The organism is Gluconacetobacter entanii, assembly GCF_003206495.1.
GTDB lineage: Bacteria > Pseudomonadota > Alphaproteobacteria > Acetobacterales > Acetobacteraceae > Novacetimonas > Novacetimonas entanii.
Genome location: NZ_NKUF01000009.1, coordinates 41378 through 54739 on the forward strand (window position 1 = coordinate 41378; position 13362 = coordinate 54739).

Annotated in this window: 14 protein-coding genes; 5 read left to right on the forward strand and 9 right to left on the reverse strand. The window is 64.4% G+C overall.

Features of this window, described 5'->3' with window-relative positions; genetic code table 11:
• Positions 1–46: 46 nt before the first annotated feature.
• From CFR72_RS06050 to CFR72_RS06065, 4 genes are all read left to right on the forward strand, one after another.
• Complete coding sequence (locus CFR72_RS06050) at positions 47–541, forward strand: Fur family transcriptional regulator (protein WP_227744618.1); 495 nt, start codon at positions 47–49, stop codon at positions 539–541.
• Positions 538–1383: a GNAT family N-acetyltransferase gene (locus tag CFR72_RS06055; RefSeq protein WP_110913101.1), complete on the forward strand. Its 846-nt coding sequence runs from the start codon at positions 538–540 to the stop codon at positions 1381–1383. Before CFR72_RS06050 ends, CFR72_RS06055 begins: the two co-directional genes overlap by 4 nt.
• 42 nt (positions 1384–1425) lie before the next feature.
• Positions 1426–2991 carry an apolipoprotein N-acyltransferase gene (gene lnt, locus CFR72_RS06060; RefSeq protein ID WP_110913102.1) on the forward strand — a complete coding sequence of 522 codons (1566 nt, stop codon included), beginning with the start codon at positions 1426–1428 and terminating at the stop codon, positions 2989–2991.
• Between the two features lie 307 nt (positions 2992–3298).
• Positions 3299–3784 (forward strand): helix-turn-helix domain-containing protein, encoded by a 486-nt coding sequence (locus CFR72_RS06065; RefSeq protein WP_110913103.1) that lies wholly within the window; start codon positions 3299–3301, stop codon positions 3782–3784.
• Positions 3785–3790: 6 nt separating this feature from the next.
• Here the strand turns inward: CFR72_RS06065 and CFR72_RS06070 are convergent, their stop codons facing one another.
• The 6 genes from CFR72_RS06070 to CFR72_RS06095 form a co-directional block, all read right to left on the reverse strand.
• On the reverse strand, positions 3791–4453 hold the full coding sequence (locus tag CFR72_RS06070; RefSeq protein ID WP_110913104.1) for a tyrosine-protein phosphatase: 663 nt from the start codon (positions 4451–4453) through the stop codon (positions 3791–3793).
• 113 nt (positions 4454–4566) lie between these two features.
• On the reverse strand, positions 4567–5349 hold the full coding sequence (locus tag CFR72_RS06075) for a succinate dehydrogenase iron-sulfur subunit (protein ID WP_110913105.1): 783 nt from the start codon (positions 5347–5349) through the stop codon (positions 4567–4569).
• A 26-nt stretch (positions 5350–5375) separates the two neighbouring features.
• Positions 5376–7187, reverse strand: a complete 1812-nt coding sequence (gene sdhA, locus CFR72_RS06080; RefSeq protein WP_110913106.1) for a succinate dehydrogenase flavoprotein subunit — start codon at positions 7185–7187, stop codon at positions 5376–5378.
• Between the two features lie 100 nt (positions 7188–7287).
• The gene (gene sdhD, locus CFR72_RS06085; RefSeq protein ID WP_110096199.1) at positions 7288–7716 is read right to left on the reverse strand and encodes a succinate dehydrogenase, hydrophobic membrane anchor protein; all 429 of its coding nucleotides are present in this window, start codon (positions 7714–7716) and stop codon (positions 7288–7290) included.
• A 1-nt stretch (position 7717) separates the two neighbouring features.
• Positions 7718–8110 carry a succinate dehydrogenase, cytochrome b556 subunit gene (sdhC, locus tag CFR72_RS06090; protein ID WP_227744617.1) on the reverse strand — a complete coding sequence of 131 codons (393 nt, stop codon included), beginning with the start codon at positions 8108–8110 and terminating at the stop codon, positions 7718–7720.
• A 251-nt stretch (positions 8111–8361) separates the two neighbouring features.
• Positions 8362–9393 carry an aspartate-semialdehyde dehydrogenase gene (locus CFR72_RS06095; protein WP_110913107.1) on the reverse strand — a complete coding sequence of 344 codons (1032 nt, stop codon included), beginning with the start codon at positions 9391–9393 and terminating at the stop codon, positions 8362–8364.
• A gap of 412 nt (positions 9394–9805) precedes the next feature.
• Between CFR72_RS06095 and zwf the strand changes: the two genes are divergently transcribed.
• A complete protein-coding gene (gene zwf, locus CFR72_RS06100) occupies positions 9806–11356 on the forward strand; it encodes a glucose-6-phosphate dehydrogenase (RefSeq protein WP_110913144.1) in 1551 nt (516 codons plus the stop codon).
• A 228-nt stretch (positions 11357–11584) separates the two neighbouring features.
• On the opposite strand, the gene CFR72_RS06105 is transcribed toward zwf, so the two are convergent.
• The 3 genes from CFR72_RS06105 to CFR72_RS06115 form a co-directional block, all read right to left on the reverse strand.
• A complete protein-coding gene (locus CFR72_RS06105) occupies positions 11585–12097 on the reverse strand; it encodes a Spy/CpxP family protein refolding chaperone (RefSeq protein WP_110913108.1) in 513 nt (170 codons plus the stop codon).
• A 60-nt stretch (positions 12098–12157) separates the two neighbouring features.
• Complete coding sequence (locus CFR72_RS06110) at positions 12158–12499, reverse strand: hypothetical protein (protein WP_110913109.1); 342 nt, start codon at positions 12497–12499, stop codon at positions 12158–12160.
• Positions 12500–12625: 126 nt separating this feature from the next.
• Positions 12626–13267, reverse strand: a complete 642-nt coding sequence (locus tag CFR72_RS06115; protein WP_110913110.1) for a 2OG-Fe(II) oxygenase family protein — start codon at positions 13265–13267, stop codon at positions 12626–12628.
• Between the last annotated feature and the right edge of the window lie 95 nt (positions 13268–13362).

Below are 13362 nucleotides of genomic sequence, written 5' to 3' on the forward strand. Positions count from 1 at the left end.
CGGTGTCGTTGGACAATCGATCTGATGATGGGCTACGCCTGTAACCATGGCAGCAGGTAGTGATGTAATGGAATCGCGCATCGGGCGCATGTGTATCGAGCGGGGCCTGAAAATGACGGGGCAGCGGCGTGTCATCGCACGCGTCCTGTCGGAAGCGCAGGACCATCCCGACGTGGAAGAGCTGTACCGGCGCGCAGCCCAGCTGGATTCGCGCATTTCGGTGGCCACGGTCTATCGCACCGTGCGTCTGCTGGAGGAAAAGGGCATCCTTGAACGCCGCGATTTTGGCGGTGGCCGTGCCCGTTACGAGGCGACCGAGGAAGGCGACCATTATCATCTGATCGATGTCGAGACCGGAAAGGTGATCGAGTTCGAGGACAGGGAGCATGCCGAACTGATCCGTCGCATTGCGCGTGACCTCGGCTTCGACCTCGTTTCCCACCGGCTGGAGCTTTTCGCGCGCAAGCGGCCTGCCGACGCCGGACAGGATACCGCCGCGCCGTCGCCGCCGGCACGCACGGGAGGCAGGTCAAAACGATGAGCGCCGAGAAAATCATGCACTCCCTGTCCACGCTGGATCTGGAGCGCAACGGCTTTCCCGAACTGCGTGGCGGCAACCTCGGGGTGCGGATCGCCTGCACGGATGAGGAACGCGATGCAGCCCAGGCCCTGCGCTATCGCGTATTCTATGAAGAAATGGGCGCCCAGCCTGATGAACGGACGCGGCGGCTGCGGCGTGACATCGACGAATTCGATGAATATGCCGACCACCTGCTGGTGATCGACCATGCGATTTCCTCTGGCGCGAAGGGGGTCGTGGGCACCTATCGCCTGATGCAGGGCGATGCGGCGCAGAAGCTGGGACGTTTCTATTCCTCGAATGAATATGACATCTCGCCGCTGACGGAATTTCCCGGCCGGTTGCTGGAGGTCGGGCGTTCCTGCGTGGATCAGGCCTATCGCGGGCGCGCGGCGATGCAGTTGCTGTGGCGCGGGATTGCGTCCTACATCTTCCTGCACCGTATCGACGTGCTGTTCGGTTGCGCCAGCCTGCCGGGGACGGATCCCGAACCGCTGAGCAACGAACTGACCTATCTCTACCACAACCACCTTGCCCCGCCCGCGCTGCGCGTGCGCGCGCTGCCTGAACGGCGGGTGGAAATGCTGCGCCGTGATCCGCAGGCGCTTGACCACCGGCGCTGCCTTGCCGGACTGCCGCCGCTGATCAAGGGATATCTGCGGCTGGGTGGGTATGTTGGCGATGGCGCGGTGATCGATACGCAGTTCAACACGACCGATGTTGCCGTGCTGGTCAAAAGCGAACTGCTGGCGGACAAGTATTACCGCCATTACGAACGTCGCCTGCGTGACGCCCTTGACTGACGCGCCGGGGCAGGGCGGTTTGCCATATATCCCTGCGCCGGAATGAAGCTTCCCACCGTTTTGCGCACATGGCATGACGCACTGCCCCGCCTTGCTGGCTGGCGCGCGGATGTTGCGATGCTGCTGGTCGGGGCGCTGGGGGCGCTGGCGTTGCCGCCGGTCCATCTGGTGCCGGTTCTGGCGCTGTGTTTCCCGATCCTGATGCGCATGATCGACGCCGCCCCCGACTGGCGCGTGGCGGCGCGGCGCGGCTTCATGTTCGGGCTGGGGATGCATACGGCGGGGCTGTACTGGCTGACCGATGCGATCATGCTGCGCGCCGATGCGTTCTGGTGGCTGGTGCCGCTGGCCTCGCCGGGATGCGCGCTGATCCTGACCCCGACCACCGCGATTCCAGCCGCCCTGTCGCGGATCGTGCCTGCGGGCGTGGCGCGTGGCCTTGTGCTGGCGGCGACATGGACGCTGGCCGACATGATGCGTGTCTTCATCTTCAGCGGCTTTCCATGGAACCCGCCGGGCAGTGTCTGGGAATTTCCCGGCGTGGCGGGCGATGTGATGATCCAGCCTGCGGCATGGATCGGGGTCGATGGCCTGACGCTGCTGACGGTGGTGCTGGCGCTTGCCCCCCTGTGGGGACGGCGGGGATGGATGGTTATCGCCGCGACCCTGATGCTGTGGGTGGGGGCGGGGGCGGCCCGCCTTTCATCCGGGGTGCGGGGGCGTGACGTGGGCCGCAATCCCGTGGTTGTGCTGGTGCAGGGGAATGTGCCCGAAGCGGAAAAGATGGCCGGGAACGAGGATGTCGCTATTTTCCGCCGCTACCTCACCCTGACCCATGATGGCGTGGGGCAGGCCCTGTCGCAGGGAACACAGGGGCGGCCCGTCGTGTTCGCCTGGCCGGAATCCGCATTTCCCGGCCTGCTGCTGGAGGACGCGATCGCCCGGCGCATGATCATGCAGGCCGGGCGGGGGGCGGTGGCCGGTGTGATTGGCACCCTGCGGCAGGATGAGCAGGACCGCTGGCGCAACAGCATGGCCGTACTGCTGCCCCCCGACGGGCAGGTGGGCGGACTGTATGACAAATCGCACCTGGTACCGTTCGGGGAATACCAGCCCGCCCTGCTGCCCTTTCATGTGGTGCCGGGTGATGGCATGGCGGCGGGCAGTGGCGTGCGGACATGGCACGTGCCGGGCATCGCCCCCGTTGGTCCGCTGATCTGTTACGAGGTCATCTTTTCAGGCCAGACGGTCGATGCGCATGACCGGCCTTCATGGCTGCTCAACAGCACGAATGATGGCTGGTACGGAAACAGTGCCGGCCCACGCCAGCATCTGGCGGCGGTCAGGATGCGCGCGGTGGAAGAAGGATTGCCCATCGCACGGGCCGCGAACACGGGCATTTCCGCCATATTCGATGGGTACGGGCATGAGGTGGTGCGACTGGGATGGGACCGGACGGGGGTGATCGTCCGGGCGATGCCTGATGCGCTGTTGCCGCCCTTTTTCGCGCGCTGGGGCCGACTGGTCCCGGTGCTGCTGGCGTTCGGGCTGCTGGCGGCGGGGATGACGGCCGGATGGCGCAACAGGCCGGCATCCGGGCGTTCCTGACATAGCTGTAACATATGGGTTCAGGAACGATTCGTAATGCGTGCCGTTAGGATCGCCACGCCTGACAATCTGTAAAAATCCGATCTATTGGATGCTGAAATAGACTGCAACAAAAAGGTACCAAAAAGCACCTTTTATGCGGCAGTCATAACAGATTGAATCACAGGGGGTTATTCGACGTGCCGCGGTGAGGATATAATTTCGCCCTTTACAAAAGGTTAATAATGAATCCTATAACTGTTTTGTTTAATATATAACTAAGTGATGATTTATCAGAAAATCGTATTTCTGGCATAGGGCATCTGTAGTGAATAACAAGTTGTCTAGTACTCCCAGTCCCGTTGACGTATATGTAGGCAGCCGGATCCGGCTGCGCCGGACGTTGCTCGGCATGTCGCAGGAACGTCTGGGAACGGCGCTGGGGCTGACATTCCAGCAGGTGCAGAAATATGAACGTGGGGCCAACCGCGTCGGTGCGTCGCGCCTGTATGACCTGGCGCGGGTTCTGGATGTGCCGATTGCATTCTTTTTCGACGGCATGCCGGATGAGGCCGCCCTCCCGCAGGCATCGTCCATGCCCGTCGAATCGTTTGCCGAGGCACGGGGCGCGTTTGGCGGCACGCCCGCCCCGGCCCAGCCAGAGGGTGGGGACGACCGGTTCGCCAGCAACGAACTCGCGCTGCTGTCGCGGCGGGAGACGATCGACCTCGTGAGGTCCTATTACCGCATCAGCGACCCTGCGGTGCGCCGGCGTGTGCTGGACCTCGTGCGTTCGATGGCGACGACGGCCTGAAGCCCCCTATTCGCGGCGCAGCACGCTGTCATTGAGGAAGGCCGCGATTTTGCCGGCGCGGAAATCGTGGCGCAGGCGGTCTTCGTCATATTCGGTGCGCACCCATTGCATGAACGGGATGCGCCCTTCGGCTTCGGCCTGGTAGCGCAGGAAGAACGCGTCGAGCACGCCGGTGCGCGAACTGTTGAAATGCCCGTTCTTCCACGAAAGCTGGCGCAGCGCGTCACGCGCCGTCCCCCCTTCGAACAGCAGCACAAGGCCCGCGGCAAGGCCGGTGCGGTCCGCCCCGGACTTGCAGTGCATCAGCATGGGGAAGGTGAGCGAGCGGTAGATCTTCTCGAACCGTTCGATCCGGTCGCGGTGCGGGGCGTTGCGGCTTTCGAACGCCATGTCGATATGCCGCAGCCCCAGGCGGCGTGCCGCATCACGCGACAGCGCATCGGATCCGCATTGCCGGTGGCCGCGCAGGTTGACCAGTGTCTTGAGGTGCAGCCGCCGCGTCGCCATGGCCAGGCGCCATGGGGTGGGATGGTTGCAGCGATAGACCCGGCCGGGGATGACGGTGCGGAAGTTCGTCCATGTCATGCGCAGGATCGCATGATCGACGAACAGGCTGTCGATCCAGGCGCGTCCACGCCCTGACGCGCTGGACAGGGTTCCATCGAACACGGGCGCATCCTTTCATGGGTGCAGAGACGAAAAAAGCGCCGGAATGTCCCATCCGGCGCTTCGTTCGTCAATCCGTCACGGCAGGATGCGCCGTGGGACCATGTCTCGGGGGATCAGCCCTTGCGTTCCATCTGAAGTTCCTTCAGACGCCCGATGGCCTTGGCCGGGTTCAGACCCTTGGGGCAGGTCTGGGTGCAGTTCATGATCGTGCGGCAGGCATACAGCTTCATCGGGTCTTCCAGCGCGTCGAGGCGGTCACCCGCATATTCGTCGCGGCTGTCTGCGATCCAGCGATACGCCGCAAGCAGCGTGGCCGGGCCGAGGTAGCGATCCCCGTTCCACCAGTACGACGGGCACGAGGTGGAGCAGCAGAAGCACAGGATGCATTCCCACATGCCGTCAAGTTCGGCACGTTCCTCGATGCTCTGCAGCCGTTCGCTGTCGGGCGGCGGCAGCGTGTCGGACTTCAGCCACGGGTCGATGGAGCGCAACTGCGCATAGGCCCCGTCGAGGTTGGGCACCAGATCCTTGACGATCGGCATGTGCGGCAGCGGATAGATCGGCACATCACCCTGCAGGTCGCGGATCGGCTTGAGGCACGCCAGCGTGTTTTCGCCCGCTATGTTCATCGCGCACGATCCGCAGATCCCCTCGCGGCAGGACCGCCGGAAGGTCAGGGTGGGGTCGATGTCGTTCTTGATGTGGATCAACGCATCAAGGACCATCGGACCGATACGGTCCAGATCGATCTCGTACGTATCGATCACGGGGTTGTCGTTGTTATCCGGGCTCCAGCGATAGATCCGGAATGACTTGACGTTCGTCGCACCGGGGGGGGCGGTGAATGTCCGCCCCGTGCCCACCGTGCTGTTTCTTGGCAGTTTGAATTCGACCATCGTCTCGTTCCCTTTCCGCCGCGCGCTCAGTAGACGCGTTTCTTGGGGGGGAAGACCTGAACGTCATCGGTCAGCGTCTTCATGTGCACGGGGCGATAGGTCAGCGTGACCCCACCCTTGTCGTCCATGTGGGCGACGGTGTGCTTCATCCAGTTCTTGTCGTCACGATCGGGATAGTCGTCATGCGCCTGCGCGCCGCGGCTTTCGTGACGTGCCTCGGCCCCGGCCATCGTGACGGTGGCGTTGGCGAGCAGGTTTTCGAACTCCAGCGCTTCCATCAGGTCGCTGTTCCAGATCAGCGAACGGTCGGAGATGGAGATATCGTCCACTTCCTTCCAGATCTGCGCGATCTTCTCCACACCTTCGGCCAGGCTCTTGGTGTTGCGGAATACGGCGGCATGCTTCTGCATCGTGCGCTGCAGGTTCGAACGCATCGCGGCGACATGGGTCTTGCCCTTGGCGTTGCGCAGGCGGTCGAAACGCTCGATCGCCTTGTCGCCCGCACCGGGGGGCAGCGGCGGGATGGTTTCCGCGCTCTTGATGATCTGGGCTGCACGCTGCGCCGCGGCACGGCCGAACACGACCAGGTCAAGCAGGGAGTTCGTGCCCAGGCGGTTCGCGCCATGCACGGACACGCACGCGGCCTCGCCCACGGCCATCAGGCCGGGCACGACCGCATCGACATCGTCGGCGGTGGGGCGGATGACCTCGCCATGGTAATTGGTGGGGATGCCGCCCATGTTGTAATGCACCGTCGGCAGCACCGGCACCGGTTCCTTCGTCACGTCCACACCGGCAAAGATGCGGGCCGTTTCCGAAATGCCCGGCAGGCGTTCATGCAGCAGGTCCGCGCCAAGATGTTCAAGGTGCAGCAGCATGTAATCCTTGTTCGGACCACAGCCACGCCCTTCGTTGATCTCGATCGTCATGGCGCGCGAGACGACATCGCGTGAGGCGAGGTCCTTGGCCGTCGGCGCATAGCGTTCCATGAACCGCTCGCCTTCGGAGTTGGTCAGGTACCCGCCCTCGCCACGGCAGCCTTCGGTCAGCAGGCAGCCTGCGGGGAAGATGCCGGTGGGGTGGAACTGCACGAATTCCATGTCCTGCAGCGGGATGCCCGCGCGCACCGCCATGCCGCCACCGTCGCCGGTGCAGGTATGGGCGGAGGTGCAGGAGTGGTAGGCGCGGCCATAGCCACCCGTCGCCAGAACGACCATCTGCGCGCGGAAGCGGTGCAGCGTGCCGTCATCAAGGCACCAGGCGACAACGCCCTTGCATGCGCCCTTTTCGTCCATGATCAGGTCGATGGCGAAATATTCGACGAAGAATTCGACGTTATGCTTCAGGCACTGCTGGTACAGCGTGTGCAGGATGGCATGGCCCGTGCGGTCGGCAGCGGCGCAGGCGCGGGGCACCGGGGCCTCGCCATAGTTGCGCATGTGCCCGCCGAACGGGCGCTGGTAGATCTTGCCGTCCTCGGTGCGGGAGAACGGAACACCCATGTGTTCGAGTTCCTGCACGGCGGGCACGGCCTCGCGGCACATATATTCGATGGCGTCCTGGTCACCGAGCCAGTCCGACCCCTTGACGGTGTCGTACATGTGCCAGCGCCAGTTGTCCTCGGCCATGTTGCCAAGCGACGCACCGATGCCGCCCTGGGCCGCGACGGTGTGGCTGCGTGTGGGGAAAACCTTGGTGACGCAGGCGGTCTTCAGACCGGCGGCACCCATGCCAAGCGTGGCCCGGAGGCCGGAACCGCCGGCACCGACCACGACCACGTCATAGGCGTGATCGACGATCTTGTAATTGCCGGGGATTGGGGATGTGATCGCATTCATTGTTTGGACGTGTCCCGATGCTCGTTCGGACTGCCGGGCGGGTTTGTCCGGACCGCCAGTCCGCGAATGTCTCTGTCTTGCCGGTGGCGTGGCGCGCGCGTCAGTTCGCGGCGATTCGCCCGCGCGTCGCGACAAGCGCCAGCTTCAGAACGGAAATCGCGCCGAACACACCCAGCAGGAAAACCACGCTTTTCATCAGCAGGCTTGCCGGGACATGCGCCTTGCCATGCACATAGTCATCGATGATGACCTGCAGGCCCAGCTGCGTGTGGTAGAAGGTCAGGATCACCAGCGCCATCATCATGGTGGCGTTGACGGGCCTGCCGCCCCACTGCGCGACTTCCGGCTGGGACGCGCCCGCAAGGCGGAAGACCTGGATGACGAACCACCCCGACAGCGGCACCAGCGCCACGGCGGACATGCGTTCGGCCCACCAGTGGGCGACGCCGCTCTTGCCCGAACCCAGCCCGCGCGCGCGCGACAGCTGCGAACGCATGACGGTGATGTGCGGTTTGTGCGAAGTACTCATGTCAGGAGGCCCTCTTCTTGGAACGGCAGGCGGCGACGCCAAGGATGCTGACAACCAGTGCCAGCGTGACGCCGACGGTCACGCCCGCGGCGATGGGGCCGTCCTCGTTGATTTCCTTCTTGTCGAAGCGGGCGCCGCTGTCCCACATCAGGTGGCGAATCCCCGCCACGAAGTGATAGACCAGCGCGAGCGCCCAGCCCGCGAGGGCAAGCTTGCCCAGCGGGTGGCCGGTCACTTTCTGGACCTTGGCAAATGATTTCGGTCCCTTTGCGGCAGCGCTGATCCAGCAGATGCCAAGCGCGGAACCGGCAGCGGCGGCAACACCCGCCGCGCGGTTCGCGATCGAAAGGAACATGGAAAGACGGAAGCGGTAGACCTGGAGGTGCGGGGACATTGGCCGCCTGGTCAGAGTTCCGTCGCTTCGGTGCCCTACATAGAGCGCATCACGGACATCCTGCATGGTCGTCTCGTCAATTTCCCTGTTATGGCTTCGGTTTGTTCCGTTGCCTTGTATTATTCGGTCCTACGCCCCCCGGTGGGTGTGGTCAACTCAGGCCCGGAACACGAGGTTGAGAGACGCCCCGAATGTATTGATCCAAGCATTGGCGCGGACGCATGGCTGATCCGCGCCAAAAAGGCATGTATTCAGCCCTGCCAGTGATGGCCCAGCAGGTCAAGCGCGATCATTGTTTCCGCGATCTGAACGGCGTTGAGCGCGGCCCCCTTGCGCAGGTTGTCGGACACGCACCAGAAGCCGAGTCCGTTCGGTACGGTCGGGTCGATCCGCAGGCGCGAGACATAGGTCGCATCCTCGCCCACCGCCTCGACGGGGGTGACGTACCCGCCATCCTCGCGCTTGTCATGCAGCACGACTCCGGGGGCGTCACGCAGGGCCCTGCGCGCGCGTTCGAGGTCCACGGGTTCCTCGAATTCCACGCTGACGGCCTCGGCATGGCCGATGAACACCGGCACGCGCACGCATGTGGCGAAGACGGAGATGTCGGGGTCGAGGATCTTGCGCGTCTCCACCGCCATCTTCCACTCCTCCTTGGTCGCGCCGTCATCCATGAAGCGGTCGATGTGGGGGATGCAGTTGAAGGCGATCTGCTTGGTGAACTGCTGCGCTTCGGCCGGGTCGCCGACAAAGCTGCCGCGCGTCTGGGTAAACAGTTCGTCCATCCCGCTCTTGCCCGCGCCGGCAACGGCCTGGTACGTCGCGACGACCACGCGCCGGATCGTGAACAGGTCATGCAGCGGCTTCAGCGCCACGACCATCTGGATGGTGGAACAGTTGGGGTTGGCAATGATGCCGCGCTTCGCCTTCTTCACATCATTGGGATTGACCTCCGGCACCACGAGCGGGACGTCGGGTTCCATGCGGAAGTGCGACGTGTTGTCGATCACGATGCACCCGGCCTTTGCCGCGCGCGGGGCATACTTGGCCGATACTGACCCGCCGGGCGAGAACAGGGCGACGTCCCAGCCCGTGAAGTCGAAATGTTCGAGGTTGCGCACCTTCAGCACGCGCTTTTCCCCGAATGACACTTCCTGTCCCGCCGACCGGGCGGAGGCCAGCGCCACGATGTCGTCCACCGGGAACTGGCGCTCGGCCAGTGTCTTGAGTATTTCACGCCCGACGGCGCCGGTGGCACCCACCACCGCAACGCGGTAACCCATTGGATAATCCCCTGAATGATGAGGCGCCGGCCCCCGCGAAAGAACGGGCCATGCCGGCGCGGATTGGCAGACAGTGGCACCTGGCGCCACTAAGCGTCCCGACACGTAGAGCCTGCGTGCAGGCGGTGCAAGCAACACGATATTTTTCCCGAATGTTTTTATCTGTTGCCCGGAAGTCCCCTCCGGCTTTTCACATCTGGCCCGGCGCATCCGTCAGGGCATATCCCCCCGACATACCCGCCCTGCGGGCGTAACACCGTTTGAGCAGACGCAAAGCCTGTTGTCCGTATATGGTGCTATGGCTTTGCATGCCCGGCAGCATATGCGCATGCCGGGACGGATTTTTGCGTGCGTGGGCCGCCCCGGCAGCCCCGCCGTGCGTAAAAGCACAGCCAAAGGACTGTCACGGACCATGTCATTACCTGACGCCCCCCCAACTGACGCCACTCCCGCCCCTGCAACGCCGCGCGCGCCCGCTGGCGCGCGTCCTGCCCCGGCCTGCACGCTGGTGATCTTCGGCGCGCATGGCGACCTGACCAAGCGCCTGCTGATGCCAGCGCTGTACAACCTTGCCGGCAGCGGCCTCCTTTATCCCGGATTCCGCATCATCGGCGTGGACCGCGTCGCCAGCACCACCGCGCAGTGGCGCGACGGCCTGACGGCGATGATGCAGTCCTTCACCCATGACCCCAATGCGGAGTTCCACGCGCCGAGCATCGATTCGAAGCAGTGGGGATGGGTGTGTGAACGGCTGGAATACGTGCAGGCCGATTTCGGCGACCTCGCGCAGGTCCGCGCGCTGGGCGAGAAGATCCCCGGCAACGCGATCTTCTACCTTGCCGTGTCGTCGCGTTTCTTCGCCCCCGTGGTGGAAATGCTGGGCAGGGCGGGGCTGGTGACGCAGACGGACGGGCATTTCCGCCGCGTGGTCATCGAAAAGCCGTTCGGCGCGGACCTTGCCAGCGCGCGCGAACTCAACCGCCGCATCCTTGCGGTGCTTGATGAAAGCCAGGTCTATCGCATCGACCATTTCCTCGGGAAGGAAACGGTGCAGAACATCCTGGCCATGCGCTTTGGCAACCTTCTGTTCGAACCGCTGTGGCGCAACGAGTTCATCGACCATGTGCAGATCACCGCGGCCGAGACGATCGGCGTGGAGCAGCGTGGCGCGTTCTATGAACCCACCGGCGCGCTGCGTGACATGATCCCCAACCACCTGTTCCAGCTATTCGGCATGGTGGCTATGGAGCCGCCGAATTCGTTTTCCGCCGACACCGTGCGCACCAGCAAGGAGCAGTTGTTCGAGGCGGTGCGCCCCATCCCCCCTACCGATGCGGTGCGCGGGCAGTACGGCGCAGGCACGGTGGAGGGCAAGCCCGTCATCGCCTATCGCGAAAGCCCGGGTGTCGCGCCCGACAGCCATACCGAAACCTATGTCGCGCTGAAACTGCATGTCGATAACTGGCGCTGGGCCGGGGTGCCGTTCTACCTGCGCACCGGAAAGTCGCTGGGCGGCCGCCGGACGGAGGTGGTGGTGCAGTTCAAGAAACCGCCGATGATGATGTTCCGCGATACCGAAACGCAGGAACTGCCGCCCAACCGCATCATCCTCAACATCCAGCCCGCGCAGGGACTGACGGTGGAAATGGGGGCCAAGCGGCCGGGACCGAAGATGGACCTTGCGGAGGTGCAGGTGCGCTTCCGTTACGAGGACGTCTTCGCGCAGTCGCCAAATGTCGGGTATGAAACGCTGCTGTATGACTGCCTGACGGGGGATGCGACCCTGTTCCAGCGCGCGGATAATATCGAGGCCGCATGGCGTGCTGTCGATCCCGTGCTGAAGGCATGGGCGGGCAATGCGGATGGGCTGGAACTCTATCCCGCCGGGGCGACCGGGCCGAAGGGCGCGGACGAACTGCTCGAACGTGACGGGCGGGCTTGGTATCCGCTCGACGGGGTCTGAAGGGCGTCGGCTTTTTGAAAACAGCCCTCATCCGGAAATTTCCCGGTGAGGGCGATCCTCAGGGCTCTACCCTGAAACCCGCCAAAGGGCATTGCCCTTTGGAAACCATGACTTACCCAATGGATTGGGGTGCGGGGGGCTGTGGTCCCTCAATGAAAAAGTGGCGTGGCCATTCACTGGCCACGCCCCCATCAGGCGACATTTCCGCCGTGCCCTGTCGGGTACGGCTTATTTTGCGGCGGTGCTGTCGGATGCGGCAGCCTGACCCGCATCGGCCTGACGTTCGGCATGTTCCTCGTCACCCTGGCGGAACAGCGCGTCGGCGTTCTTCTTCTGCTTCTTGGAGAACGCGGCATAGAGCGGCGTGAAGGCCTGGTTCAGCGTCTGCATGTCCTGCGCGCGCTGCGCGACCAGCGTTGCATAGGACTGCATGTTGTCCGTCGCACTCATCGTCGGCAGGTCGGTGCGGCGCTTTTCGATCGCGTCATGCAGGCGGCTTGCATTGTCACGCATGTCCTGCGCGAACGGCGCCCACAGCTTTTCCTGCGCCTTGGTGATGTGCAGTTGCGTATGCAGGGCGGTGATGTGCTCCTCAAGCTGCTCGGGCGAGGGATCATGCGGCGTATGCGCAAGCGGTGCCGTCGCGGCGGGAGGCGCGGCCTGCGTCGGGGGGACGGCGGCCATGGCCATGCCCGGCAGCAGCAAGAGGGCGGCGGCAGGAAGGATACGGCGAAGACTCATGACTGGATACCTTCAGATCTGTTCGGGCGGGCGGGAAACGCGGCGTCGGATGACCCGGTTTCAGTACCCGTAACCATAAGGGGAATAATAGGACGGCGGCGGGGGCGGCGGCACGGGCTGCGGCGGGTAGTACGCAGGCGGCGGGGCCACGGCGCGGTCCGCCAACGTGCTGCCGAGCATCGTGCCGATCGCAAGGCCCGCGATGCCGCTGCCAACCGCAAGGCCTGCGCCTCCGCCACCGTGGCCGCGACCGCCATGCCAGCCACCGCGCGGCGGCGGCGGGCCGCCACGTCCACCCCATGGCTGCGCCAGGGCGGAGGCGGCGGGCAGGGTGGCTGTCGCCAGCGTCAGTGCTGCGCCCGCGACGGCCAGGAACTTGGGAAATCGTGAAAACCGCTTCAATGCGAGGGCCCTTGTCCAATGGTGCGTTAAAAGGAAGGGGTGGATGATACGTCAACCGGTCATGGTCGTTAAGCAGTCACCATCATAGTGCCCGCCATGTCGAAATCATGACGGTCGCGGCCTCCGTTATGCCGCAATCCTGAGGCGTTTCGTCAATGCCGACAGGCGGTGGCGGCGCAGTTCGCCGCGCGCGCGCGAATCATCGGTCATGTAGTTGAGCTGTATGGTGTTGCGCGCGCCGACATAGCGGCGATGCCCGTGCCATGTGTTCGTGCCGTTGGGAAAGACCAGCAGCGTCCCGTTCACGGGCGCGACCTCGGTGGCGTAGTCCTCGATGTCATGTTCCCCGCGCAGCAGCCGCAGGCAGCCTTCGTGCCGGGTCCATGTCGTGTCGTCCACATTGAGGTAAAGCAGCACCGTCACCCGCTTGCACACCGAGTCGCGGTGGATGCGCCCGTCCTGCGCCCGCGTGCGCCCGCGCAGCGTCAGCATGGTCGGCGCGCCATGCAGGTCCAGCCCGAATTTCGCCGCGATGATGTCGCGCAGCCTCGGCCCCTCCAGTTCCGCAACGAGGTCGCGGATCAGTGGCGACAGCCGCAGCGCGCTCGGCGGATAGGACCCGCCGGAGGCAAAGACCGGCAGGGAGGCCACCGCCGCGCGCAGGTCCTGCGGCCCGATGAAATGGGGCACGATGGCATGGGGGAACGGATCGGTGGCGACAGCGGCGTTTTGCAGCGCGGCATAGTCGGGAATGATGGGTATGGTCATGCGATCCTGTAGGGCCACGGCAAGGGGTGCGTGCCCGAGATTAGGGGGCCGCGCCGCACGTCGCAAGGCTGTCGTCACGGGCGTGCGGGACGGGG